General features: G+C 39.3%; 27 protein-coding genes. 1 reads left to right on the forward strand and 26 read right to left on the reverse strand.

The genetic code is table 11. The features are described from left to right. Nucleotides 1-4 precede the first annotated feature (4 nt). The 19 genes from topA to smc all read right to left on the reverse strand — a co-directional run bounded on the left by topA (nucleotide 5) and on the right by smc (nucleotide 19,277). Complete coding sequence (topA, locus tag IHV11_RS09310) at nucleotides 5-2,080, reverse strand: type I DNA topoisomerase (RefSeq protein ID WP_197194445.1); 2,076 nt, start codon at nucleotides 2,078-2,080, stop codon at nucleotides 5-7. A 99-nt stretch (nucleotides 2,081-2,179) separates the two neighbouring features. Further along, on the reverse strand, nucleotides 2,180-3,046 hold the full coding sequence (gene dprA / locus IHV11_RS09315; protein WP_197194446.1) for a DNA-processing protein DprA: 867 nt from the start codon (nucleotides 3,044-3,046) through the stop codon (nucleotides 2,180-2,182). Nucleotides 3,047-3,124: 78 nt separating this feature from the next. Further along, on the reverse strand, nucleotides 3,125-4,039 hold the full coding sequence (gene sucD, locus IHV11_RS09320; protein WP_153238551.1) for a succinate--CoA ligase subunit alpha: 915 nt from the start codon (nucleotides 4,037-4,039) through the stop codon (nucleotides 3,125-3,127). A 34-nt stretch (nucleotides 4,040-4,073) separates the two neighbouring features. Beyond that, nucleotides 4,074-5,234 carry an ADP-forming succinate--CoA ligase subunit beta gene (gene sucC, locus IHV11_RS09325; protein WP_137789680.1) on the reverse strand — a complete coding sequence of 387 codons (1,161 nt, stop codon included), beginning with the start codon at nucleotides 5,232-5,234 and terminating at the stop codon, nucleotides 4,074-4,076. A gap of 201 nt (nucleotides 5,235-5,435) precedes the next feature. Further along, entirely contained in the window at nucleotides 5,436-5,594 is a 159-nt protein-coding gene (locus IHV11_RS09330) for a small, acid-soluble spore protein, alpha/beta type (RefSeq protein WP_197127707.1), read from the reverse strand. Nucleotides 5,595-5,640: 46 nt separating this feature from the next. Then, complete coding sequence (locus IHV11_RS09335) at nucleotides 5,641-5,916, reverse strand: EscU/YscU/HrcU family type III secretion system export apparatus switch protein (RefSeq protein ID WP_197194447.1); 276 nt, start codon at nucleotides 5,914-5,916, stop codon at nucleotides 5,641-5,643. Continuing rightward, a complete protein-coding gene (locus tag IHV11_RS09340; protein WP_197194448.1) occupies nucleotides 5,913-7,379 on the reverse strand; it encodes a hypothetical protein in 1,467 nt (488 codons plus the stop codon). Before IHV11_RS09340 ends, IHV11_RS09335 begins: the two co-directional genes overlap by 4 nt. Further along, entirely contained in the window at nucleotides 7,372-8,157 is a 786-nt protein-coding gene (locus IHV11_RS09345) for a ribonuclease HII (protein WP_305069355.1), read from the reverse strand. The genes IHV11_RS09340 and IHV11_RS09345 overlap by 8 nt, the downstream gene beginning before the upstream one ends. Before the next feature lie 391 nt (nucleotides 8,158-8,548). Beyond that, complete coding sequence (ylqF, locus tag IHV11_RS09350; RefSeq protein ID WP_197191167.1) at nucleotides 8,549-9,412, reverse strand: ribosome biogenesis GTPase YlqF; 864 nt, start codon at nucleotides 9,410-9,412, stop codon at nucleotides 8,549-8,551. 11 nt (nucleotides 9,413-9,423) lie between these two features. Next, on the reverse strand, nucleotides 9,424-9,975 hold the full coding sequence (gene lepB, locus IHV11_RS09355) for a signal peptidase I (protein WP_144700811.1): 552 nt from the start codon (nucleotides 9,973-9,975) through the stop codon (nucleotides 9,424-9,426). A gap of 84 nt (nucleotides 9,976-10,059) precedes the next feature. Continuing rightward, nucleotides 10,060-10,401 carry a 50S ribosomal protein L19 gene (gene rplS / locus IHV11_RS09360; RefSeq protein WP_066393605.1) on the reverse strand — a complete coding sequence of 114 codons (342 nt, stop codon included), beginning with the start codon at nucleotides 10,399-10,401 and terminating at the stop codon, nucleotides 10,060-10,062. 113 nt (nucleotides 10,402-10,514) lie between these two features. Next, nucleotides 10,515-11,255 (reverse strand): tRNA (guanosine(37)-N1)-methyltransferase TrmD, encoded by a 741-nt coding sequence (gene trmD / locus IHV11_RS09365; RefSeq protein ID WP_197194450.1) that lies wholly within the window; start codon nucleotides 11,253-11,255, stop codon nucleotides 10,515-10,517. Further along, nucleotides 11,255-11,770, reverse strand: coding sequence for a ribosome maturation factor RimM (gene rimM, locus IHV11_RS09370; RefSeq protein ID WP_197127701.1), 516 nt, complete (start codon nucleotides 11,768-11,770; stop codon nucleotides 11,255-11,257). Before rimM ends, trmD begins: the two co-directional genes overlap by 1 nt. A 405-nt stretch (nucleotides 11,771-12,175) precedes the next feature. Next, entirely contained in the window at nucleotides 12,176-12,403 is a 228-nt protein-coding gene (locus IHV11_RS09375; RefSeq protein ID WP_066393598.1) for a KH domain-containing protein, read from the reverse strand. A 21-nt stretch (nucleotides 12,404-12,424) separates the two neighbouring features. Beyond that, nucleotides 12,425-12,697, reverse strand: coding sequence for a 30S ribosomal protein S16 (gene rpsP / locus IHV11_RS09380; protein ID WP_066393596.1), 273 nt, complete (start codon nucleotides 12,695-12,697; stop codon nucleotides 12,425-12,427). Between the two features lie 82 nt (nucleotides 12,698-12,779). Beyond that, a complete protein-coding gene (ffh, locus tag IHV11_RS09385) occupies nucleotides 12,780-14,126 on the reverse strand; it encodes a signal recognition particle protein (protein ID WP_197194451.1) in 1,347 nt (448 codons plus the stop codon). Between the two features lie 15 nt (nucleotides 14,127-14,141). Then, a complete protein-coding gene (locus IHV11_RS09390) occupies nucleotides 14,142-14,465 on the reverse strand; it encodes a putative DNA-binding protein (protein WP_066393591.1) in 324 nt (107 codons plus the stop codon). 250 nt (nucleotides 14,466-14,715) lie between these two features. After that, nucleotides 14,716-15,696 carry a signal recognition particle-docking protein FtsY gene (gene ftsY / locus IHV11_RS09395; RefSeq protein ID WP_197194452.1) on the reverse strand — a complete coding sequence of 327 codons (981 nt, stop codon included), beginning with the start codon at nucleotides 15,694-15,696 and terminating at the stop codon, nucleotides 14,716-14,718. A gap of 14 nt (nucleotides 15,697-15,710) precedes the next feature. Continuing rightward, complete coding sequence (gene smc, locus IHV11_RS09400) at nucleotides 15,711-19,277, reverse strand: chromosome segregation protein SMC (protein WP_197194967.1); 3,567 nt, start codon at nucleotides 19,275-19,277, stop codon at nucleotides 15,711-15,713. Nucleotides 19,278-19,508: 231 nt separating this feature from the next. On the opposite strand from smc, the gene IHV11_RS09405 reads away from it, so the two are divergent. Then, nucleotides 19,509-19,733, forward strand: a complete 225-nt coding sequence (locus IHV11_RS09405) for a DUF1128 domain-containing protein (RefSeq protein ID WP_144700821.1) — start codon at nucleotides 19,509-19,511, stop codon at nucleotides 19,731-19,733. Nucleotides 19,734-19,783: 50 nt separating this feature from the next. Here IHV11_RS09405 and rnc read toward each other — a convergent pair whose 3' ends face one another. The 7 genes from rnc to recG form a co-directional block, all read right to left on the reverse strand. Further along, on the reverse strand, nucleotides 19,784-20,494 hold the full coding sequence (gene rnc, locus IHV11_RS09410; protein ID WP_231607268.1) for a ribonuclease III: 711 nt from the start codon (nucleotides 20,492-20,494) through the stop codon (nucleotides 19,784-19,786). Between the two features lie 184 nt (nucleotides 20,495-20,678). Continuing rightward, the gene (gene acpP, locus IHV11_RS09415; RefSeq protein ID WP_066240701.1) at nucleotides 20,679-20,912 is read right to left on the reverse strand and encodes an acyl carrier protein; all 234 of its coding nucleotides are present in this window, start codon (nucleotides 20,910-20,912) and stop codon (nucleotides 20,679-20,681) included. A 298-nt stretch (nucleotides 20,913-21,210) separates the two neighbouring features. Further along, entirely contained in the window at nucleotides 21,211-21,951 is a 741-nt protein-coding gene (gene fabG / locus IHV11_RS09420; RefSeq protein WP_197127698.1) for a 3-oxoacyl-[acyl-carrier-protein] reductase, read from the reverse strand. Next, entirely contained in the window at nucleotides 21,944-22,894 is a 951-nt protein-coding gene (gene fabD / locus IHV11_RS09425) for an ACP S-malonyltransferase (protein ID WP_197194453.1), read from the reverse strand. Before fabD ends, fabG begins: the two co-directional genes overlap by 8 nt. A gap of 3 nt (nucleotides 22,895-22,897) precedes the next feature. Further along, the gene (plsX, locus tag IHV11_RS09430) at nucleotides 22,898-23,896 is read right to left on the reverse strand and encodes a phosphate acyltransferase PlsX (protein WP_197194454.1); all 999 of its coding nucleotides are present in this window, start codon (nucleotides 23,894-23,896) and stop codon (nucleotides 22,898-22,900) included. A 6-nt stretch (nucleotides 23,897-23,902) separates the two neighbouring features. Then, nucleotides 23,903-24,475 carry a transcription factor FapR gene (gene fapR, locus IHV11_RS09435; protein ID WP_197127695.1) on the reverse strand — a complete coding sequence of 191 codons (573 nt, stop codon included), beginning with the start codon at nucleotides 24,473-24,475 and terminating at the stop codon, nucleotides 23,903-23,905. 171 nt (nucleotides 24,476-24,646) lie between these two features. Continuing rightward, nucleotides 24,647-26,683, reverse strand: coding sequence for an ATP-dependent DNA helicase RecG (gene recG, locus IHV11_RS09440; protein WP_197194455.1), 2,037 nt, complete (start codon nucleotides 26,681-26,683; stop codon nucleotides 24,647-24,649). Nucleotide 26,684: the final 1 nt, after the last annotated feature.

The raw sequence follows: 26,684 nt of genomic DNA on the forward strand, positions 1-26,684 counted from the left end.
CTCCTTACTTTGCTTCCTCTTCAGCATAATCGCAAGATACACATTGTACGACTTTGCCTTTTTTCGTTTTCTTTTCTACTAACATACTATTACACTTCGGACATGTTCTGGCAATAGGTTTGTCCCAAGAAACGAATTCACAATCTGGATAACGGTTACATCCATAGAACAGTCTTTTTTTCTTACTCTTCCGCTCTACGATTGTTCCTTCATGACAGGTCGGACACGTAACACCGATATCTTTCACGATTGGTTTCGTGTTTCGGCAATCTGGGAAGTTTGAACAAGCCATAAACTTTCCAAAGCGTCCCATCTTATAGACCATCTCATGTCCACATTTCTCACAGTCTTCACCGGCTGGCTCATCTTTAATCTCTACTTTTTGCATCTCTTCTTCTGCAATCTTAAGCTTCTTTTCAAAGCCTTTGTAGAAGTCATCGATGATTCTGATCCAGTTCTCTTTTCCGTCTTCTACTTCGTCAAGATCGCTTTCCATCTTAGCGGTAAATTCAACGTTGAATACTTCAGGAAAGAATTCCAATGTCATCTCTAATACAAGACCACCCAGTTCTGTTGGAACAAACTTCTTTTCATCGAGAGCTACATATCCACGTTTTTGAATGGTATCAAGTGTTGGTGCATATGTTGACGGTCTGCCTATACCCAGTTCTTCCATCGTACGAACAAGCCTAGCTTCTGTATAACGTGGAGGAGGCTGCGTAAAATGCTGAGTTGGTTCAAGTTCTTTCTTTTCTACTTTCATGCCTTCTTGAACATCTGGAAGAATACGATCTTCTTCTTTTTTTCCATCATCGTTGCCTTCAACATAGACTTTCATGAAACCAGGAAACTTAACTTTAGATCCTGTCGCACGGAAGTAGATTCCATTGTTCTCTAGATCCACTGTCATCGTATCAAGAACTGCTGATGCCATTTGGCTTGCTAAGAATCGTTCGAAGATTAATTTATATAATCTGAGTTGATCTCTTGAAAGGTAAGTTTTCAAATCTCGTGGATGATACATAACAGAAGTAGGACGAATCGCTTCATGGGCATCTTGAGCGTTCTTACCAGATTTCTTTTCCACTCTTGATTTGTTGACGAACTGCTCTCCATATTCTTTCTCTATGAATTCAGCAGCTTCGGTTTTAGCTGTATCTGAAATACGTGTAGAGTCTGTACGCATATAAGTGATCAGACCGACTGTACCTTCTTTTCCTAGATCAATTCCTTCATATAATTGTTGTGCGAGCATCATTGTCTTTTTAGCACGGAAGTTTAATTTTCTAGCCGCTTCCTGTTGTAGTGAAGAAGTGATAAAAGGTGGTGAAGGATTTCTGCGTCTTTCTTTCTTCTGAACAGAATCAATCTTAAATTGTTTGCCTTTTATCGTCTTTAGAATATCGTTTACTTCTTCTTCATTTGATAGATCTTTTTTCTTGCCGCCGACTCCATGAAACTGAGCTTCAAATTCCTCTCCAGAAGCACTGAAGGTTCCTTTAATCTTCCAATACTCTTCCGGTTGGAAAGCTTCTATTTCTTTCTCACGTTCAACGATCAATCGAACCGCCACCGTTTGTACACGGCCAGCGCTCAATCCTTTTTTTATTTTCTTCCATAATAATGGACTGACTTTGTATCCTACTAGTCTGTCTAGCACCCTTCTTGCTTGCTGCGCATCAACTAAGTCCATATTGATCTTTCTTGGTCGTTTAAAAGAGTCTTTTATCGCATTTTTAGTAATCTCATTAAACACAACTCTACATTCAGAATCTAAATCCATGTCCAAACTGTGAGCAAGATGCCATGCAATTGCTTCACCTTCGCGATCCGGGTCAGCTGCGAGAAAAATGCGTTTCGCTTTTTTCGCTGCAGTTTTTAAGTCTTTTAAAATTGGACCTTTACCACGAATCGTAATGTATTTCGGTTCATAGTTTGCTTCTACATCTACGCCAGTCTGGCTTCTGGGAAGATCACGAACATGTCCCATAGATGCTTTAACGTCATATTTGCTCCCTAGATACTTTTTTATTGTCTTTGCTTTTGCGGGAGACTCAACAATGACTAAATATTTTTCCATTTACAGTTTATCCCCCTTTAAGGGTTTAGTGAAATCTTCCCTATTATTAAATAATGTATCTGCATTTGTCAAACTGTTTCCTCATTTAAATGAAAACGGTTAGAAACTTTCATTTTGAATATCTTCTGCACTCATGACCAATTTTGCTCCATTTTGAATCAAAAAATTGGTCCCGTTCGCACACTCTTCTAAAATCGATCCTGGAATCGCAAACACATCTCTTCCTTGCTCGAGTGCTTGATCAGCTGTAATCAACGAACCACTCTTTGTTCTTGCTTCAGCAACAAGCGTTGCACGGGTGAGACCGCTTATTATACGGTTACGCAACGGAAAATGCCAGCGTTTTGGTGAAACGTGTGGTGAAAACTCTGATAATACAATTCCTTGCTCACTTATTTTATGTGCGAGTTCTCTATTTTCATTCGGATAGACCTGTAATAACCCTGAGCCCAGAACAGCTGCAGTCAAAGAATTCTTTTGTATACTTAACTCATGAGCGAACGTGTCGATTCCTTTAGCCAATCCGCTGATCACGACCCATCTATCATCAATTAAAGGACTAAGAACCTTTCGTAATGCTTGTTTTCCATGGCTGCTAGGATTTCGAGTGCCGACCACACTAATCATTTTATCCCGATTTAGGACCGTCCAATCGCCTTGTCCATAAAGAACCCATGGCGGGTCATAAATGTTCTTTAATAGCGGAGGGTAATTTCCATCGAATATCGTTACAGCTGAAATAGATCGTTTTACTAGATTCTTCATTATGTATGTACTATTATTTTGTTTCATGTGATGATAGAGACGCTTTGCCGTCAGTTCACTCAAACCATACGACATTTTCAACCTGCGAATGTCCATTAAAAAAACAGATTTTAGTTCAGGATCAGCAACAACTATTGATCTTAATTGATTCCAAGTGAGTCCTTCGCAATGATGAAGAAAAATTAAGCGTTCTTTATCCAAACTTTATTCCTCCTCATGAAACCATTCAATGTAAATAAAAAGCTCCCGATCTGGGAGCTTTTCACGTTGTAATCGTTATTACGCTTTTGCTTTGTTTGTTACACAGCGATCATATAGATCGTTTTCTTTTAAAGCTTCAACTAAAGTCTCACCCATAACAGATGGTGTTGCTGCAACTTTAATTCCACAAGCTTTCATCGTTTTGATTTTCTCATCTGCCGTACCTTTACCACCAGAGATGATCGCACCAGCGTGCCCCATACGTTTTCCTGGAGGTGCTGTTTGACCACCGATGAATCCTACTACAGGTTTAGTCATGTTCGCCTTTACCCATTCAGCAGCTTCTTCTTCTGCTGTTCCACCAATCTCACCGATCATGATTACAGCATATGTGTCCTCATCTTCGTTAAATGCCTTTAATACGTCGATAAAGTCTGTTCCATTGACTGGGTCACCACCGATACCAACTGCAGTAGATTGACCGATTCCACGCTCTGTAAGCTGGTGTACAGCTTCATAAGTTAATGTTCCAGAACGTGACACTACGCCAACATGACCTTTTGTATGGATATAGCCTGGCATGATACCGATCTTACATTCTTCAGGAGTGATTACACCCGGGCAGTTCGGACCAACTAGACGTGTCTTCTTGCCTTCCATATAACGCTTAACTTTTACCATATCCAATACTGGAATACCTTCAGTAATACAGATTGCTAGATCAAGTTCAGCGTCAACAGCTTCAATGATCGCTTCTGCAGCAAATGCAGGCGGAACATAGATGACAGAAGCGTTAGCTCCCGTTTCTTTAACTGCATCAACAACCGTGTTGAAAACAGGAAGACCTTCAACTTCAGTACCACCTTTACCAGGTGTAACACCGCCTACAATTTTCGTACCATATTCAAGCATTTGTTTTGTATGAAAAAGACCAACAGAACCTGTAATACCTTGAACGATAACTTTTGTATCTTTATTAATAAAAATGCTCATGCATCAATCCATCCTTCCTACGATGTTTTCTCTATTACTTAACTAAAGCTACGATCTTTTCTGCACCATCAGCCATAGAATCTGCAGCTGTAATGTTTAGACCAGATTCTTTAAGAATCTTTTTACCAAGATCAACGTTAGTACCTTCTAAACGCACAACAAGAGGTAACTCAAGACCAACTTGTTTCGTTGCTTCAACAACCCCGTTCGCGATGATATCACATTTCATAATTCCACCGAAAATGTTAACAAAGATCCCTTTAACGTTTTGGTCAGAAAGAATGATCTTGAATGCTTCTGTTACCTTCTCAGTAGTCGCGCCGCCCCCAACGTCAAGGAAGTTAGCCGGGTCGCCGCCGTAATGTTTAATGATATCCATCGTTGCCATAGCAAGTCCAGCACCATTAACCATGCATCCAATATTTCCATCAAGAGAAATATAGCTAAGATCGTATTTAGATGCTTCGATTTCTTTTGCATCTTCTTCTTCAAGATCTCTGTATTCTAAGATGTCTTTGTGACGGTATAAAGCATTAGAATCAAAGTTCATCTTTGCATCAAGTGCCATAACATTTCCGTCACCTGTTACAACTAATGGATTAATTTCTGCGATTGAACAGTCTTTTTCAACGAAAGCCGTATATAGACCAATCATGAATTTCACTGCTTTTCCTACTAATTCAGTAGGGATGTTGATGTTATAAGCAAGTCTTCTTGCTTGGAATGCTTGAAGGCCGATCGCTGGATCGATTACTTCTTTGAAGATTTTTTCAGGTGTCTTTTCAGCCACTTCTTCAATTTCAGTTCCGCCTTCTTCAGATCCCATCATAACAACACTAGATGTTGCACGATCTAATACAAGACCGATATAGTATTCTTTCTTAATATCACAGCCCTCTTCGATAAGTAAGCGCTTAACTTCTTTACCTTCTGGACCTGTTTGATGAGTTACAAGAACTTTTCCTAAAATTTCATTTGCGTATGTACGCACTTCATCGATATTTTTAGCGACTTTTACGCCACCTGCTTTACCGCGGCCACCTGCGTGGATCTGTGCTTTAACAACAGATACAGTGCTCCCCAGCTCATTAGCAGCTTCTACTGCTTCTTCAACGGTAAATGCTACTTTCCCGTTTGGAACAGCCACACCATATTTTCTAAGTATCTCTTTACCTTGGTATTCGTGGATATTCATTTACTCTCCATCCTCCTATCATGGTGAAAACTTAAAGTACCGTTATCATTGTATAAGACCTAGTCTATTATGTCTACTATTCTTCAGAAAATTGCAAGCGCATACACCTTTTTAGACAAAATAAAAAACCAAAATCACTATAAAATGACTTTGGTTTCATCGCTTTTTCGTCCCCTTTAGGAACGAAAACACTTTCTCTTTTCATTTGTTTTTTTCGTTTTTCTGTTTCTTGATTATTTTTGGTGTTATCGCTTCAGATTCGGCTACTGAACGATACATCCCAAACTCTTCAGCCATCTCTTCTTTAAATTGGTTCACTAGTTGTTCGGATTGCTGTACGACTAATTTATTTCTAGGCATTAAAACACACTCCTTTAAAGATAGGAATGCCCCGTTTCAATTATATTTATGTAGTTTCCCCTGCTTCTTTATCTAATTTATAAATAAAAGCAAACAGTTCAGCGACCACTTCATACAATTCTTCAGGTATACTCTCCTCGATCTCTAGCTTCGATAATAAGTGGACAAGAGACGGATCTTCCTGAATAGGAATATCATGATTTTCAGCTGATCTTAGTATACGCTCGGCTGTTTCGCCCTTACCCTTTGCGATAACGACAGGCGAGTTAGATTCAAGAGGACTATACTTTAACGCCACAGCTTCTTTTTTACTTTCACTCATATTCTCAGATCCAATCCTTTGTATGAAATAGAAGTTTCGGTATTTTTTATCTTCTTATTTTGAGAACTGAATGTTACGGTTGTTAGTGTATAATTCATGTTCTTCATACTAATCTTTAACGTGTTCAATAACGGTTCTGAAAATTTTTCGATAGCTGGGTGCGAATTGTACACTTTTAATGAAACGATTCTGTTTTGAATATGCACATCTACAGCTACATCTTTTAGATGCTTCATCTCTAACCAAAAAAGCATCCTACAATGGTCTGGATCGATTCCTTTTCCATCTTGCTTTTTGCTTTCCCAGCGAACGGTCATCTCTTTCGGATTTTCCGATCCATTAAACGGAAAATGAAGGATAAATTGCTGCATGTTCTCGTTGCTTTGTATATTCTGTAACTGTTGACCTGTAAGTTTATTTAAGGCTTGTTCTGTTTTTTGCTGTATGATCTCAGGCAGCTCTATGCGGTCAGCGTTCTGATGCAGGTTCAATAGTTGTGACTTTAGCGTTTCCGTTTGTTTTAGTTGTATCGGGTCTAATAAAATGTTTTTTTCATGCAGTAGACCAGATTTAATCAACCACTTTTTTGCGGCTGTAATAAATTCTTCTGATGGGTTCAGATTTGTTTCTTTAGAAACCTTCATTACATCGTCTTTTAATTGTGTTGGTAGATTTTCTTGCACGTCATATATACTTGTTGTCTGAACCTTTAATGGATCTGGAAGTTTTCCATTCAACGGCATAACGATGTCTGCTGTGTTTTTTAAATCCATACTTCGCACTCTATCTTGAATTACAGCCTGTTGCTTACTTGACTCGTTACCTTTAAATGCATAGAGTTCTTGTAATAACTCTATGGTTTTCGAAACAGCTTTATCTTTATGAATAAAGGGCATGAGAGCCTCATAGAGCTGTTTGAATTCATTACTTGATCCTGCATGGCTTTTTAAACTGAAAGCAACTGCTTGAACGATCTCTTGCTTAGGAGGCAATTGAAGCTCCATCATACGCTGAACTACTGCTTTTTTTTCATGTAGTGGCAACTCGTTTGTGAATTTCATAACCTCGGAAACGGTTTTTATGTTCTCTTTTAATAGAGGTAACTTTTCTATGATCGCAAATTCAACTGCTTTTTTGTTTATATCGGATGCCGGAAGGCTCCATCTCGATAAAATCTGTTCTGAAGTAGACTTAACTGGATCCGTATCTACCTTTTTCAAATAGATCGTATTGTTTTTCTCTGACACTTCAAATAGATAGTTATCTCCTTTGATTAATGGCGCTTCTAATTTGGCATGAAGTGTTGACCCATTATAAAGAACCTTCGCTGATTGATCAGGGAAGATTTCTAAAATCTTAGCAGTTATAAATTGATTAAGCTTTAACAACAATGGCTGATCCATTGTTCTAGCCGGAGTTAACGATTTACCATGAATTTGGTTGAATTGTAACAGGTTAATCACTTCCTGTAATTTTAATAAGTTCTCCTACCGGACTAAATGATTTACGATGAATCTCTGTTGGCCCATACTGCTGAAGGGCTTTTAAATGATCCTTCGTTCCATAACCCATATTTGATTGAAATCCATATTGAGGATATTTTTCATCTAGCACCTTCATATAGCGGTCTCTTGCAACTTTTGCAACGATTGATGCAGCCGCGATAGAAATACTCTTCTCATCCCCTTTAATGATTTTCAATTGATCGATCGCTAATGGGACTTCCATAGCATCAATTAATAGCTGATCTGGAGTAACATTTAGCGAGCACACAGCTTCTGTCATCGCTAACTTAGATGCTTGATATATGTTGATCGCGTCGATCTGATCAGGTTGCACGAAATGGACACAGTAAGAAATCGCATCCTTCAAAATGATCTCATAAAGGGCATCTCTTTTTTTCTCGGACAATTTTTTAGAATCATTGACCCCTGGTAGCATATACCCTAAAGGTAAAATAACCGCAGCAGCCACGACGGGACCAGCTAACGGTCCACGGCCGACTTCATCTACACCCGCGATCAAAGTTTTACCCTGTCTTTGGCATTGCTCTTCGTAAGTATGCATTAATTTCAGTCTTGTTCTCTCAGCTTCTTCTCGCTCTAAACGTTTCGAGAAAGATTGGAATAATTTTTTTGCACCTACTCTTTCATCTTCAGAGAGGATGCTCAGTTGAGATACCAACTCAGTATCTTCACAAGCTTTTAATTTTAGTTCCCATTCTTTTATCGACAGTTTCATGTTCATCACGCTCTTTATATATGTAATATCGGTTTATATATAAGTTCTTTTTAGAAGGTGTTTCATATTAGATTGTTTATTCTTCATTGGCATCATTGACAAGTTGATAGGAGTACAAGGTGCGAGACTCCTGTGGGATCAGCGTGCCTTCTGCATGAATAACATCTTGCAAGGCATGCGACGAGGAAGCCCACTTCAGTAGCATTGTTTGTAGACGGAGGAGCAAATATTTTTCCAAGAAAGCATAGGTGCCGCACGCCCCCCAGAAAGCGAGCAACCTGAAATGGAAATCAACCACTTCCAAAAAAAACAATTTTGTCTTTAGAAAAACTTTTAGAAAGCCTTTATAATTTTAAAACAGGCACTTTCATCAGCGCCTGTTCGGTTTACACTATTTAATTTCAAACTCATTTGGTCGCTCATACGACAAGCGCCCTAGCTTTTCTGCACGAAGATCTCGTAGAACAATCTCAGCGGTCTTTTCAAGATCCACTTCTCCGCCACTCATCATACAGCCACGTTTCTTTCCGATTTCTTCGAAAAGAGGCAGCGAATCATCTGGAATCTCAGACAACTTGTATCGTTCCACTAGACGCTCTTCATAGTGCTCTTTTAAATACTTGATCGCATACAACACTACTTCAGTAAAATCAAAGAGCGTTTCTTTAATAGCTCCTGTAACCGCTAATTTCAAACCAATTGTTTGGTCTTCAAATTTCGGCCACAATATCCCTGGAGTATCTAATAATTCTAATGTCTTACCCGCTTTGATCCATTGCTGTTTTTTTGTTACACCAGGCTTGTCACCTGTTACAGCAATGTTCTTACCCGCCATACGGTTGATGATCGTGGACTTACCAACGTTAGGTATGCCGACAATAAGTGCTCTAACCGCACGTGGTTTAACGATTCCCTTTGCTCTCATCTTATCGAACTTTTCTTTTACTAGCTCGTGAGCAAGCGGTTCTATTTTTTTAATCCCTTTACCATCTTGCGAGTTAATAGCAAGAGAGGGAATTCCTTTTTCTGAAAAATAACTTTCCCACATCGATGTTACTTTTGGATCAGCCAGATCTGCTTTGTTCAAAAGAACAATTCGAGGTTTCTGTCCAAGAATTTCATCGATCATAGGATTTCTAGAAGCTAGAGGAATTCTAGCATCCACTAACTCAAATACGACATCGATCATTTTGAGTTTTTCAGTTATCTCCCGGCGCGCTTTGGCCATATGTCCAGGAAACCATTGAATGGTCATGTTATCTCACCCTACTTTACAAATCCAATATCCTTCAACGGCCAGAAACGGAAAGATGCTTTTCCTAAGATTGTATCATCATCCACAGTTCCAATATTTCGGCTGTCTTGAGAATTTCTTCGATTGTCACCTAATACAAATAGCTGACCTTGAGGAACCTTTTGCTTACCCGTTACTTCGAGTAACTTAAAATCATAAGTGAAGTTTCCATCTTTTGTTTTCTTTTTATACGCTTCTAAATATTCTTCTTTTACCTGTTTACCATTTACATATAGGGTGTCATCTTTATATTCGACCGTATCTCCAGGTAACCCGATTACTCTTTTTATGTAATCCTTTTCTTCGGTTGCATGGAAGACTACAATATCGAATCTTTTTGGATCGCCAATAACATAGGAAAACTTGTTAACGATCAGACGATCTCCGTTGTGCAGAGTTGGCATCATTGATTGTCCATCCACCACGACGGGTGCGAAGAGGAAAAATCTAATGATTCCTGCTAATAATAAGGCTGCCGCTAATGCTTTAATCCATTCCCACGTTTCGTTTTTTGTACGTGCCATTCTTAATCCTCACCATCTCTAGAAATTCCTTACTTATAATATGGAAAAAGGAGCTTGAATAAGTCAAGCTCCTTTCGAGAATTATTAGCGAATTTCTTTAATACGAGCTGCTTTACCGCGAAGTGCACGTAGGTAGTATAGCTTCGCACGACGAACTTTACCACGACGAACTACTTCAAGGTTCGCGATCTTCGGTGAATGTAATGGGAACGCACGCTCCACTCCTACACCGTAAGAAATTTTACGAACAGTAAACGTTTCAGAAATTCCTGATCCACGCTTCTTGATAACTACACCTTCAAAAAGCTGGATACGCTCACGAGTACCCTCGATTACTTTCACGTGTACACGAACAGTGTCACCTGAACGGAATTTTGGTAAATCTTTTAATTGATCTTTCGCTAGATCTGCAATAAGCTGTTGCATAGTTTATTGCCTCCCTTCCCATGGATGTTCTTGCTAAATGATAAAGCAGCGGAACACCGGATTAAACGGGCATAAGCCACAAATAATATAATACCATATAACTCAAACAGTGTTCAAGTTGTTTTATTATCTTTTATCTCATTAAGCCAAATTTCTTCTTCTTTTGTTAACTTGATTTTTTCAAGCAAGTCAGGTCTACGTTCATACGTCCTTCTTAAAGACTCTTTTTTGCGCCATGTTTCAATGTTCTTATGGTTTCCTGACATCAGAACATCAGGAACTCTCATACCTCGAAAATCTGCAGGTCTCGTATACTGAGGATGTTCTAACAAACCTGTGCTGAATGAGTCCTCTTGGTGTGAGGCTTCTTTTCCTAGAACATTAGGAAGCAATCTCCCAACAGCATCTATAACGACCATTGCACCAAGCTCTCCACCGGTTAACACATAGTCACCGATTGAAATCTCATCCGTTACAAGGTGTTTCCTAACACGTTCATCATAACCTTCATAATGACCGCACAAGAAAATAAGATGTTCTTCTTCAGCCAACTCTTCTGCTTTTCCTTGAGTAAACGTTTCACCTTGAGGACATAGAAGGATGATTCTAGGTTTTACAGTTGCCTCTTTCGTTAGATGATCAACCGCATCAAACAAAGGCTGTGGAGTAAGGACCATGCCTGCTCCTCCTCCGTATGGGTAGTCATCTACATTACGATGTTTGTTCGTTGAGAACTCACGGAAATCGATCACTCGAAGTTCTAGTGCATTCTTTTCCTGCGCCTTTTTTAAGATCGATTGACCAAAAACGCCTGAAAACATTTCTGGAAAAAGGCTTAAGACATCTATTTTCATTAGAATAATCCTTCTAATGGCTCAATAACAATCTTTGACTCTTTCACATCCACAGATTTAACAACAGAAGGAATGTAAGGGATAAGAATATCTGATCCAAATCCTTTTCTCTTAACCACCCAAACATCGTTTGCTCCAGGAGACAATATTTCTTTTACTTTTCCTAGTTCTTCACCTTCAACCGTGAAAACTGAGCAACCGATGATATCATGATAGAAAAACTCTCCTTCATCTAACGAAACAGACTGTTCTTTAGGCACTTTAAGAAGATTGCCTTTAAAACGTTCAACATCATTGATGTTATGAAGATTTTCAAACGTTAAAAGGTCAAATTGCTTATGTTTTCTATGCGTTTCAATCTTTACAGGTATATGATCTGATCCCATATCTACATATAATGTGTTTCCGATCTTATAGCGTTCTTCAGGAAAATCAGTTCTTGAGATCACTCTGACTTCTCCTCTAATTCCATGTGTATTTACTATCTTACCTACGTTCAGCCATTCATTTTCCATATTGATACACTACCTCCGTACAAATTAATCAGTTACTTATAATCTAAATTTTAGCATAAAACTCGATATGTATACTTTTTATAGGTCATTTTCGCACTTTGTTGCCCTTGAAAGTAGTTGATTTCCGTTCCAGGTGCTCGCTTTCCGCGGGACAGGCGGTGAGCCACATTTGTTCGTTTCACTCTTAAGTGTCTCACCTGCCCGCCTGTCCCGCAGGAGTCTCGCACCTTCCACTCCAATCACCTATTCAAAGAAGACAATAAAAAAGAATTAAAAGCAACAGTCCTTTAGAAAATAGCCTTTTAATAAATCGTTACGAAACTTTGTTGAACATAATTTCTTGAATATCTAAAGTTATTTAAGTATTTTAATAAATAAAAAAGGAAGAGGTTTCCCTCATCCTTTTTAGACGATTTCGATTGAAATCCTTTTATTTTGATTCGTTCCAGCTGCATTCACAACCGTTCGAATCGCTTTAGCCACTCTTCCTTGCTTCCCAATAACTTTCCCCATATCTGTCTGGTTAACAGTTAATTGATAAACAAGTCGGTGTCCTTCTTGAACCTCTTTGACGCTAACTTCATCTGGGTGATCAACTAGAGCTTTCACAATTGATTCGATCAACTCTGTCATATCTGTTCCCCTTCGTCAAAATTATTTTTGGTTTTTCGCGTTATGGAATTTCTCCATAAGACCAGCTTTTGAGAATAGGTTACGAACTGTATCAGATGGTTTCGCACCGTTTGTCATCCACTCAAGAGCTTTTTCTTCGTTGATTTTAACTTCAGCTGGGTTAGCAACTGGGTTATAAGTTCCAATCTCTTCGATGAAACGTCCATCACGAGGAGAACGAGAATCTGCTACTACTACACGATAAAAAGGAGCTTTCTTAGCACCCATACGTTTTAAACGAATTTTTACTGCCATTATAACTTGCACCTCCGAAAATAGTTCACACAAAATAATATAATAGTATAAATTGACAGGTTTGTAAACCTGAAAATTCAGTTTACATAAAAGGGAATTTAAATCCACCTTTTTTCTTTTTGCCATTCATCATTCCGGACATTTGTTTCATCATTTTCTTCATGTCCTCGAATTGTTTGATGAGGCGATTTACTTCTTGCACCGTTCTACCGCTTCCTTTAGCGATGCGGCGCTTACGGCTGGCATTTATGATGTCAGGCTGTTCTCTTTCAGAAAGAGTCATCGAACGGATAATGGCTTCAACGTGACCGATCTGTTTTTCATCGATCTGAACGTTCTTGAGGCCTTTCATCTTGTTCGCACCTGGTAGCATGCCAAGTACTTCATCAAGCGGTCCAAGATTTCTCACCTGTCCCATTTGATCAAGAAAATCATCGAACGTGAACGACATATCACGCATCTTCTTCTGAAGGTCGCGCGCTTTCTCTTCATCTACTGAGGTTTGTGCCTTTTCGATAAGAGTAAGCATGTCACCCATTCCTAAAATTCTTGAAGCCATACGATCTGGATGGAAAGGCTCTAAAGCATCCATCTTTTCACCAAGACCTACAAATTTAATAGGAAGACCTGTAACAGCTTTAATTGAAAGTGCCGCACCACCACGTGTATCTCCATCAAGTTTGGTTAAGACAACACCAGTGATTCCTAACGCTTCGTTAAAGCTCTCTGCTACATTCACAGCATCTTGACCAGTCATTGCATCTACAACTAAGAAGATCTCATCAGGTTTTGAAATTTCTTTTACCTGCTTCAACTCATCCATCAGCGTTTCATCAATGTGTAAACGCCCCGCTGTATCAATAATGACATAATCGTGATGATCTTCTTTTGCTTTTGCGATAGCTGATTCAGCAATTTTGACAGGACTTATTTGATCTCCCATCTGAAACACAGGAAGATCCAATTGCTTTCCTACTGTTTCTAATTGCTTGATCGCAGCAGGACGGTAGATGTCAGCTGCGGCCAGTAGCGGTTTGCGATTTTGCTTTTTGCGTAAATGATTTGCAAGCTTTCCTGTTGTTGTTGTTTTACCAGCACCTTGCAGACCAACCATCATAATAACAGTTGGTGGTCGGTTGGAAACGGCAATCTTGCTTTGTTCCCCACCCATGAGGGTTGTCAGTTCATCGTTAACAACTTTTACTACTTGCTGTCCTGGTGTCAGACTTTTTAATACTTCTTGACCAACAGCACGTTCAGATACTTTTTTCACAAAATCTTTTACTACTTTAAAGTTAACGTCCGCCTCAAGAAGAGCAAGGCGTACTTCCCTCATCATTTCCTTTACATCCGCTTCATTTACTTTCCCTTTTCCACGAATTTTTTGTAAAGTGTTCTGAAGACGGTCGGCTAAACCTTCAAATGCCATCTCACTGAACGCCTCCTATTCCATATTTTCAAGGCGATCGATAATTGCAATTACGTTATCAGGTTCAGAATTCAGAAGCTCTCTTAAAGATGACAGCAACTGATCACGTTCCTGAAACTTTGCAAAAAGCCCTAACTTTTCTTCATATTCTTCCAGCATCGCCTCTGTCCGTTTAATATTATCATAAACGGCCTGGCGGCTGACATTATATTGTTCAGCAATTTCACCGAGAGAATAATCGTCCAAATAGTACAAACCCATATAATTCTTCTGTTTAGGGGTTAATAATGCTTGGTAAAAATCAAATAGATAATTAATTCTCATTGTTTTATCTAGCATTTTTCCACAACCCTTGTTAAGTGAAATGCCTTTACGTGATTACTATACAACCCATGGTTTTAGATGTCAAGTTTTTTTCTTAACAGAGAGGAATTGATTTAGTACTAAAAGAGTTTTGAATCTATATTGACTAGATTTGGCTTTATATTGACTAAATCCATTTAAATATTGACCAATTCCAGCTTGTGCAACATTTTAATATCTTTAAAAAAGCCTTTTAGCTCTAAATAGAGCTAAAAGGCGGTAAATTTTATTCTTCTTCTGTTCCTGCAAATAAACCATATACAAACTGATCAGCATCAAACTCCTGCAGATCATCAATCTTCTCACCAAGTCCCACAAACTTGACTGGAATATCTAGTTCGTGACGGATTGCTAAAACGATCCCGCCTTTTGCCGTTCCATCAAGTTTAGTTAAAACTAAGCCCGTTACATCGGTTGATTGACCGAATGTTTTTGCCTGATTCATTGCATTCTGACCTGTTGTAGCATCAACAACAAGCAAAACTTCATGAGGAGCACCAGGAATCTCACGTTCTATGACACGTTTAACTTTCGAAAGCTCGTTCATCAAATTCACTTTATTTTGAAGTCTTCCAGCGGTATCACAAAGCAATACATCCGCTTTCCGAGACTTAGCAGCTTGGATGCTATCATATATGACTGCTGCAGGGTCCGCTCCTTCATGGTGTTTGATCACATCAACTCCAGCGCGTTCTCCCCATACTTCAAGCTGATCGATCGCACCTGCACGGAAAGTATCTCCGGCCGCTAGAATAACTTTCTTACCATCGGTCTTCAACTGATGAGCAAGTTTTCCGATCGTTGTTGTTTTACCAACACCGTTCACTCCTACGAAAAGAATAACTGTCATTCCATCAGTCTGTAAGTTCAGTTTATTATCGCTTTCTTCTTTTTGAAGCATTTCAGCTAATTTCTCAGTGATCGCTGATCGAAGCTCCATTGGATTTTGAATGTTTTTAGTTCGTGCAACATCTTTAAGCTGATCAATTATATCAAGAACGGTATGAACCCCAACATCTGCTCCGATCAAGATCTCCTCTAACTCTTCAAAGAATTCTTCATCTACTTTTCTAAATCTCTTGAGTAGATCGTTAACTTTAAAAGAAAAAGAGTTCCTAGTCTTCTCTAGTCCACTTTTAAACTTTTCAGATGATTCCTCAGATTGCTGTGTTGAAAATTTTTCTTTTAATCGTTTCAAAAAACTCACTATCAATTTCCTCCCTATGATGTTACAAGTTCTTTTGTTTCTTCAAGTCTTACGGAAACAAGCTTTGAGACCCCAGACTCCTGCATGGTGACTCCATAAAGTACATCCGCTTCTTCCATTGTACCTTTACGATGCGTAACAACGATAAATTGTGTCTCTTTACTAAATGCTCGTAAAAATTTAGCGAAACGATTTACGTTCGCATCATCAAGTGCTGCTTCAACTTCGTCTAAAATACAGAACGGAACAGGTCTGACTTTCAGAATTGCAAACAGTAAGGCAATAGCAGTTAAGGCTCGTTCTCCACCAGATAATAGGCCTAGTTGCTGCAACTTCTTGCCAGGTGGCTGCGCCATGATGTCTACACCTGTTAATAGCATATCATCTGGCTGAGTTAAAACGAGGTCAGCTCGACCACCACCAAACAACTCTTTAAAAATTACACCAAAATGGGAACGAATAGAAGTAAATGTTTCTTCAAAACGGTTCTTCATCTCTTCGTCCATTTCAGAGATCACGCCATAAAGGGTATCCTTTGCTTCTATTAGGTCGTTTCTTTGTTCTGTAAGAAAATCAAAGCGCTGGCTAACTCTGTCGTATTCTTCGATCGCACCAATATTTACTGCCCCGAGCTCTTCGATCGCCATTTTGATCAGCTTTACTTTTCGTTTTGCGTCTTGTAGCGGTATCTCCAATCGATGCTTAAGCTTCGCACCTTCATATGAAAGTCCATATTCTTCTCTAAGATGAGTAAGTCTTGATTCTAGTTCAACATCGAGACGATTAATACTAACTTCTTCTGTTCTAAGTCCATCATGAAGTTGCTTATATTGCCTTTTTGCCTCTTTTAGTCCAATCTCCATACTTTCGATCGATCTGAAAGAATCTGTTCTTTCTTTTCTTCGTTCTGCAATTAATTTCAATGCATTGTTCTTTTCATGTCTTCTCTGTTGAATCTGTTCATCAAGAGAATCTTCACCAGAAGAGCTTGAGTTCATCTCTTCCTCAAGAAGCCAATAATCTTCTTCTGTTTCTTTGCTCTTAACTTCCACTTCGTGAAAATCTTCTTGAATTCTTAAGCACTTTTCACGCTGATTGGCAACCTGTTGTTCGAGTTCGGCTGCTTTAATCTTCAATCGTGTTAGTGCTTCTCTGAGTTCTTCTTTTGAGCTCTGATTACTTTTCTTTTTCTCTGTCAGATCAGCAATCGTCTTTTCAAGTTCTTTCCCAGACTTCAAAGCAAGATCAAGTTTCTTTTGAAGATCAGTGAGACGACTATCTGCAGCCGATCTTTCAGATTCATAGGAATTCTTTTCGCGATCATAAAGCTGAAGTCTATCGTTTAAACTCTTCTCTTCCATTTCAACTTCTCGTAAAGAGGCTTTCAGCTCTTGTTCTTGTTCTCTTAAGAGCTCTCCTTCCGTTTGAAGGGATTCAAGTATTTCTTTCTTCTTGGTTACTTTAGATCGTAATTCATTTACTTTTTCCTCTAGTTGAAGAGTTTGCTTCTCCATTGTCCCCACTTTATCCGTAAGAGAATCAATCTCTCTTTGTCTGCTCAGTAGAGAGTTGCTTTTTTGTTTCAGACTTCCTCCAGACATGGAACCTCCAGGAGACACGACATCTCCTTCAAGAGTAACGATTCGATAACGATAGTTCACTTGCTTTGCAATCTTGTTCGCACCAGCTAGATCTTTGGCAATGATAATATTTCCTAATAGATTGCCCACTATATTTTGATATTTAGCATCAAACGTAACAAGGTTCGCAGCAATCCCTACAAATGATTCGATAGAGCTTGCTTGGTGAGCATCTGCACTAGAGATCTGTCGCGGTTTAATTACATTTAAAGGTAAGAAAGTGGCTCTTCCTGCTCTCGTTTGCTTCAAATATTGAATGGCTTTCATGGCATTTTGTTCATGATCTACAACAATATGCTGCATAGAAGCGCCTAGAGCCGTTTCAATCGCCGTTTCAACTTCTGAAGGTACCGATAAAAGCTCAGCTACTGCACCTTCAATACCAGTAAGCTTTGTATCTTTCGCTTTTAAAACCTCTTTAACTCCTTGCATGAAACCTGCGTATTCGTCCTGCATCGATTCAAGCATCTCTTTTTTAGATTTGAACTGCTGAATAAACTGATACGCTTGATACAATTTATCTTGAAGTGTTCTTGTTTCCTGATCCTCGATCGATATTTCTGATTTTAATGTTTGATATTCTTCTTGCTTTGTTTTCAATTGCGTTTCAGCTGCTTGATAAGCAGCTTCAGCGTTTCTTCTTGTTTCTTTTAATCTTTCTCTTTGGTCCAGGTATTTAGTATTCTCTTCATCTAAACGAGTGCTCTTTGAGCTCTGCTGTCTAGCCTGATCCTCTAAATAACGCATCTCGTTCTTAATCGTTGTTTGTTCGTTCAAGCGCTCGAAATAATCACTTTTTAATTTTTCTAGTTCTGCTTCAACGTCCATCTCGAGAACAGACAATCGTCCTTCCTCGTCTTTCACTTGCTTTTTTATGCTTTTTAGTTGTTTTTCTTTATCTCGTAATGAGTCTTTTTCAACACTAAGCTGTTTTCCTAATTTTTCCTTTTTTACCTTGTAAAGCTGAATTTGTTCTAAAAGTGCCGTTTTATTTTGATCGTAATTCTTTTTACGTTCTTTTAAAACTTCTTTCTTTCCTTCTAGCTTTTCCAACGTCTCACTCGCTAAAAGAAGGGCATTTTGCAGTTCGTCGATCGATTCATCCATCGCTTGCATATCAAGTCTTGCTCTTTCGATCTTGGTTTCGCCTTGTTTCACTTTTGCTGAAAGAATTGCTTCTTGCTGCTGTAGTTCTGCAACAAGTTCTTTCTGCTTTTCCCATCGAACGTGCAATTCTTCGATCTCTTGAACAAGAACAGCCGTTTCAACGACCTCAAGCTCTTCTTTCTTCTCAAGGTAATCTCTTGCAATGGAAGCTTGGATTTTGAGAGGCTCTACTTGACCTTCTAATTCGTGTAGTATATCTTCTACACGATTCAGGTTTTCTTGTGTTTCAGTGAGTTTCGCCTCCGCTTTTTGCTTTCGAGTCTTGTACTTTAAAACACCTGCAGCTTCTTCAAAGATCTTTCTGCGCTCATCAGATTTGCTGCTTAATATTTCTTCTACCCGACCTTGTCCGATTATAGAGAATGCTTCTCGTCCAAGTCCAGAATCCATAAACAGCTCTACTATATCTTTTAAACGACACTGTTGTTTATTGATTAAGTATTCACTGTCTCCTGAACGATACACTCTTCGCGTGATCGATATTTCATTGTAATCAAGCGGCAGATGCTGATCCTCGTTATCTAACGTAAGTGTAACTTCAGCCACATTTAATGGTTTACGGTTATCACTACCTGCGAAGATGATATCTTCCATCTTAGAGCCGCGCAAAGACTTCGCTGACTGTTCACCCAGCACCCAGCGTACAGCATCTGAGATGTTGCTTTTACCACTACCGTTCGGGCCAACAACTGCTGTGACCCCTTGTACAAATTCAACTTGTATCCGCTCTGCAAATGATTTAAATCCTGCTACATCAATTCGTTTGAGGAACATCATTAAATCCCCCTTTACTTCTCACATTATGCTTTCCCGTAACTATAATTTCGGGCGCTCTATTTTTAAATGGCGTATGTATTGTATTCTTTAACCTTTATATTTTATCATAGATTCACTCATCCATAGTCACAAAGATTACAGTGTGCTAAAATGAAATGTGTTTGGACTTAATATATGCATTTTAGTAAAATCTCACATGAAGATATGTGGATAAAAAAGGAGCCCACCATGGACTTGACGACTCAAAATCATGAGAACTTATCATTTATGATCGAAGGATTAAAAAAGAAACTGCAACTAGTTAACAGCGGCCTCATCCAACCAGAAGACTATGAACTCTCAAAGTACGAAGACATTAAAGAACTTTATGATATGGTCATGAAGATGCCATCTTTCAGCATTCGGGACATGGAAGGCATCGTTGAAGAACTCGCTTCCCTTAAAACAAAGTAACAGAAACCCCCTCACACGGCTTATCGCCTAATGTTAAGGGGGTTTTTTGTTTAGCTCTTTTTAGAAACTCTCTCTATCGCTTCTTGTGCCGCATGCTGTTCAGCTTCTTTTTTGGATCTTCCATACCCGATTCCGAAACTCGCTTCATTCAATCTTACCTCAGACACAAACTCTCGATTATGTGCTGGTCCTTTTTCTTGAATGATACGATAGTCGATATGACCTAACCCTTCACGCTGAACGTATTCTTGTAACTGACTTTTAAAATCCATCACATGAGAAAAAGCACCTTCGTTTATTCGTGGTACCACATACTGATTTAAAAACTCTTTTACCTTTTCGAGTCCTTGATCTAGATATAGCGCTCCAATAAATGCTTCAAAAACATCTGCTAAAAGGGCTGGTCTTGATCTTCCTCCAGTATTTTCTTCACCTTTTCCCAATAAAACAAACTCACCAAAGTGTAAGTCGTTTGCAAAAAGAACTAATGATGGCTCACATACGATAGCTGCTCTAAGTTTCGTAAGCTCACCTTCACTCATATTTGCAAATTTGCTGTATAAATATTGAGATATGGTCAATTCAAGAACGGCATCACCTAGAAATTCAAGTCTTTCATTATCCTCAAACGTTCTTCCTCGATGCTCATTCACATATGATGAATGCGTAAATGCCTGAGCTAACAATTTTTCATTCTGAAACTTAATGTTTAAACGCTCTTGTATCGGGGCTACTTTTTGAATGCGCACCTTATCATCCATGCCCTTTTTGGAAGCAGATTTAAACCGATTTTTCACTGTTTTCTTTTGAGTTGAATGTTGTTTTGAACCTTTCATAAACTTCCTCCAAAAATCTCGTAAAAGGGCTATTTTGCTGTTAATTTTTTTCCTGTTAAAAAGGGAAGAAAGCCCCGCTATTTTGCACGGGACTTTATCCGTCTTACACTTATTGTTTGCTGTTTATGTAATTTACAACGTCACCAACAGTTGCAATCTTCTCAGCATCTTCGTCAGAAATTTCTAGTTCGAACTCATCTTCAAGTTCCATTACTAGTTCAACTACATCAAGAGAGTCAGCACCTAGATCTTCTTTAAAGGAAGCTTCAGGCTTAACCTCAGATGCATCAACACCTAAACGGTCCACAACAATCTTTGAAACTCTATCTAAAACATCTGCCATTTTGTGTGTCACCTCCTTTCAATAGTATATTCTTTTTCCCATTAAAAAACTAGAGGGATTTATAGTCATTAAAGGTTCTTTTCTTATGATTTCAACTTTTGATGTACTTCCAAAAAGGCATCATTGAAAAGTTGATTGTAGTATAAGGTGCGAAACCCCTGGGGATCAGCGGGACAGGTGAGACACCTAAGGGCGAAATGCCCCTAGATACCTCACCGCACTCCCCTGAAAGCGAGCACCTGAATCGGAAATCAACCACTTCAAGTTCGAAAACAGCCTCATTTAAAGTTTATGTTTACTACATCACCATTCCGCCGTCGACATGGAGTGTTTGGCCAGTGATATATGAACTTGCATCACTCGCTAAGAAAGCTGCTGCCGATGCGATATCATCAGGCTGTCCAAAACGCGCAAGTGGAATGTTTCGAAGCATTTCAGACTTGATTCCTTCTTCTAGTTTACCCGTCATATCCGTCTCGATAAAACCTGGTGCAATCGCATTAACCGTGATTCCTCTTGAAGATAGTTCTTTTGCAGCTGTTTTTGTTAGCCCGATCACGCCTGCTTTTGCAGCTACATAGTTAGCTTGGCCAGCATTACCAGATACACCAACGATTGAAGCAATATTAATAATGCGACCTTTTCTTTGTTTCATCATCTGTCTTGTAACAGCTTTTGTAGTCAGGAATACACCTTTAAGATTTGTATTAATAACCGCATCCCAGTCTTCTTCTTTCATTCTCATCAAAAGGTTATCTCTAGTGATCCCAGCATTATTTACGAGAACGTCAAGACTTCCAAACTCTTCAACAACTGTTTTTACCATATTCGTCACATCTTCTGACGAGGAGATATCCGCTTTAATGGCAAAAGCAGTCCCTCCGTTTTCTTTTATCTCATTCACGACTTCATTAGCCTTAGCTTCACTACCAGAATAATTCACCGCTACTTTAGCGCCGTTTCTTGCAAAATACAAAGCGATCGCTCGTCCAATTCCACGAGATGCACCTGTAACTAAAACTGATTTTTCATTAAGCATCGACAGACTCTCCTTTTAGTTTCTCAACGGCCATGTTAATCGTTTCCAGATCACTTACAGCGATTACGTTAGCTCTTCGATTTACCTTTTTAACTAATCCTGAGAGTACTTTTCCAGGTCCGATCTCTACAAACGTATCAACACCTAAATCCATTAACTCACGAACCGTCTCTTCCCAACGAACTGGTGAATAAAGCTGTTCGATCAACTTTCCTTTAATTTCATCACTATCGGTAATAGCTTTCGCCGTTACGTTAGCGATTACAGGTGTTTTTGCTTCATTTATCACAATTTGATTTAAAATTTCGTTGTACTTCTCCGCAGCAGGTTTCATAAGGGAGGAATGAAACGGTCCACTCACCTGAAGTGGAATCACTTTTGCTCCTTCTTCTTTAGCAAGAGCACTAGCTTTTTCAACTCCGCCTACGGTTCCAGAAATAACGATCTGCCCGGGACAATTAAGATTTGCAACTTGCACGCTCTCTTCACTGTTAGAAACTTCTGTAGTTATCGCTTCTAATCGTTCTTGATCAAATCCAATCACAGCAGCCATCGTCCCTACGCCTGCAGGAACAGCTTCTTCCATGAGCAACCCTCTATTTCTAACGGCGTAAACAGCATCTTCAAAAGAAAGGCTGCCCGCTGCAACAAGTGCAGAGTACTCACCAAGACTATGCCCAGCCACATAATCCGCTTGAATTCCACGCTCTTTTAACAGTTCGAGAACAGCTGTTGAAACCGTTAATAACGCCGGCTGTGTATTTTCTGTTCTTTTGAGGACATCTTCTGGTCCTTCAAAAATTATATCTGAAAGCTTTATAGAAAGTTTTTCATCAGCTTTGTCAAAAATAGCTTTTGCTGATGCCTCCTGAGATACTAGCTCTTTACCCATTCCTACTACTTGAGAGCCTTGTCCTGGAAAAAGAAAAGCGATTTTCCCCATTTCTTACTCCTCCTTGTTATCTTGGGATTGTACATGATTTTGAATCGTAGGTACCACATTTTTCTCTATCATGCTTTTTGTTTGTCTGATTGCATTCAACATCGCATTGGCATTTGATGAACCATGTGCTTTGATCACAGGTGCTGCTAGTCCGAACAAACCAGCCCCACCATACTCTGTATAGTCAAGTTTATCTTTAATGCCTCTCAATTTAGGTTTTAATACCCCAGCTGCAAGTTTAGAAGTTAAACTTGATGTTAGCTGTTCTTTAATCATTGAAAACATGCTCATAGCTGTACCTTCAATAGATTTAAGAACGAGGTTTCCTGCAAAACCATCACATACTACTACGTCGGCGGCACCCATTAAGAGATCTCTCGCTTCAACATTACCTACAAAATTAATATCAGCTTCCTGTAAGAGTGGAAATGCAGCCTTAGTAAGAGCGTTTCCTTTTTCACTTTCTGTTCCAACGTTTAACAATCCTACACGCGGCTTTTCAACACCTCGAACTTCTCTCCAATACACAGAGCCCATCAATGCATATTGTAAAAGGTGTTCTGGCTTCGCATCCATATTGGCACCTACATCTAAAAACAAAAATCCGTCGCCGTTCAAAGTTGGAAGTGTCGGAGCAAGTGCTGGACGATCAATACCTTTAATACGGCCAACATAAAACAAGCCACTAGCCATCAATGCACCCGTGTTACCCGCTGAAATATAGGCATCCGCTTTTCCTGATTTCACTTCATTCGCCGCGATTACCATCGAGGCATTCTTTTTACGGCGAACAGCTCGAACTGGCTCTTCTGATGTTTCAATCACTTCATCGGTATGAATGATCGTAAACGCGTGCTTTTCAGGCAAATGTTTCAAGATCTGATCCTGATCTCCAACTAATGTAATTGAAAGCTCTGGATATTGCTCTTTAGCTAGCATTGCACCTTTAACGATTTCTTCTGGTGCATTGTCGCCACCCATTGCATCTATTGCGATATTCATGCTGATTTAACTTCCTTCCTTTGGATCTTGTGCAGATCTATACATTGTAAATTCACCTTTGAAGACAGGCTCATTCTCTACATAACTGTTAACATCTACTATGGTTCTCTCTTGACTCGTCTCTATTACTTTGGCTTTTGCAACCACTCTCTCACCTACTCGAACAGGACGAGAAAACCGAATATTAGCTTTTGCAGTTAAAGCCAGTTCATCATTTATAATCGCCACCGCCAGAGAGTTCGCCTGAGCAAAAACGTGATGACCTCTTGCGATCTTGTTACGAGAAAAAACATGTTCTTCTTTTATGTCTAATATAGAAATAGCTGATTCATCTAACTGAAGGTCAATGATTTCTCCGATGACCTCTTCAAGCGGCAGTGCTTTTACATCATCCAGTTTTGTTTCAGCCACAGACTTTATTCTTTCCCTAAGCTCTGGAATGGAAAGTTCCAAACGGTCAAGCCTGATCGTCTGAACGCTGACACTGAACTTTTCTGCCAATTCTTCATCTGTTATAAAAGGGGTTAACTTAATCGTTTCCCTTAACAGCTCTTGTCTCTCTTTTTTTGATTTTTTCATAGTTTCTTCCTTCTTCCATACAAAGGTCTCATATATGAGAAAGATAGTGAGTGAAGATGCAGTGCGTAGAAAAGCAGGTAACGCTATTACAGCGTACCTGCCAATTTATCTTTCTGCTATTAAGAGCTGGTACTAATAGTAGTATATAGTATCAATTCTCTTCTTTCAAGATTAATCTAGTCTTTCTTTATCGAGGACACCTTGTCTTGTTAAAACTTCTCGGATCGATCGATATGTTTCATCTTTCCAAAACTCTTCTGATTGAACAAGTCTAGCCGCATCATTTCTAGCTGTTTCTAAAATTCGATAATCATGCACGAGGTCCGCTACTTTAAAGTTCGGAACACCACTTTGCTTATTTCCAAAAAAATCACCTGGCCCACGAAGCTCGAGGTCTTTTTCTGAAAGCTCAAACCCATTAGTCGTCTCTGTCATAATCCTCATCCGTTCTTGACCTTCTTCAGATTTCGGATCTGCGATGAGTACACAATAGGATTGTTCGCTGCCACGACCTACTCGCCCTCTTAACTGATGAAGTTGAGAAAGTCCGAATCTTTCAGCGTCATATATAACCATGATGGTAGCGTTCGGAACATTTACACCGACCTCTACAACCGTCGTAGACACAAGGATTTGGCAAACATTCGCTGCAAACTTTCTCATCACTTCATCTTTTTCAGTCGAATGCAGTCTTCCGTGCATCAGACCTACTTGATAATTATGAAAGTAAGCACTTAGCTGAGCATGAACGTCTATAGCATTCTGCACATCTATCTTTTCTGATTCTTCGATTAATGGACAGATAACATAAGCTTGTCTGCCAGACTCAATCTCTTTTTTTATAAAATCAAGAACACGGTTTAGCATACCGTGTTTTGCCCAATGTGTGATGATCGGTTTTCTTCCTGCAGGCATTACATCGATCGTAGAAACATCCATGTCACCAAACGCCGATATCGCAAGTGTTCGAGGAATAGGAGTCGCCGTCATAAAGAGAACATCCGGACTCTCACCTTTTTCCCTTAGCACTCTTCTTTGGTTAACACCAAACCGGTGCTGCTCGTCTGTGATCACTAGACCGAGACTATGAAAGTTCACTTCTTCTTGGATGAGGGCATGTGTACCAACCATAATCTGAATCTCGCCTTGCTGTAAAAGCGCTAATGTTTCCCTACGCATTTTCCCTTTAACAGAAGAAGTTAAAAGAGCTACCTTTATTCCGAACGGAGCAAAAAGCTCTTTTAACGATTGAAAATGCTGTTCAGCAAGGATCTCTGTAGGTACCATCAACGCCCCTTGCCTGTTAGCCGTAACCGCGGCATATAAAGCTACAGCTGCAACTACTGTTTTACCAGAGCCTACATCACCTTGAAGCAACCTGTTCATTCGGCTTGAACCTGATAGATCTCTTAATATTTCTTCTACTACCCTCTGCTGTGCTTCCGTTAACTGAAACGGTAAAGAATGAATAAACGTGTCTATTTGGTTTCGATCAAACTGTAAAGCTGCTCCTTCAGATTGCTGTCTGTTCCATTTTCTAAAAATCTGCATCTTTAGTTGAAAATACAACAACTCTTCATATGCCAGCCTTCTTCTTCCTGCTTTTAATGCTTTAAAATCTTCAGGAAAATGCATCATCCTAAGCGCTGATTCTCGATCTGGAAGTCGATATGATTCCCGAATTTCTTCAGGAAGAGGGTCCTCGATCCCACCAGAAAACTGACGAAATGCGGAATCTATAATCTTACGCATCGTTTTGCCATACAGTGAGCCCTTTACTGAATAGACCGGTTCAATTTTATGATCGTCACTGAATGTTCCAAAATGAACATCACTAACGGTTAACGTCATTTTATTTCGATCCCATTTACCCGTCACCGTAAGCGTCTGACCTAAAGCGATCTGATTCTTAAGGAATGGGCGATTAAAGATCGTAGCTGTAATTAAGTATTTACCGATCAGCATCCTAAAAGTTAAACGTGATTTTTTCTTCGGAAAATAACGCAGAGAAGGTTCAGAATGAACCTTCCCTTCGATCGTTGCTTTTTCATCATGTGCAATTTCCGCGAGATCTTTCTTTTGGTAATCTTCATATCGATAAGGCAGATATTCTAAAAGATCTTCCACAGAATGAATACCCATGCTAGCCAGCTCTTCAGCTTTCTTATCTCCAATGCCATTTACTGTTGTTATGGATTGATTCAACATC

Source organism: Fictibacillus sp. 26RED30 (genome assembly GCF_015903845.1).
Taxonomy (GTDB): Bacteria; Bacillota; Bacilli; order Bacillales; family Fictibacillaceae; genus Fictibacillus; species Fictibacillus phosphorivorans.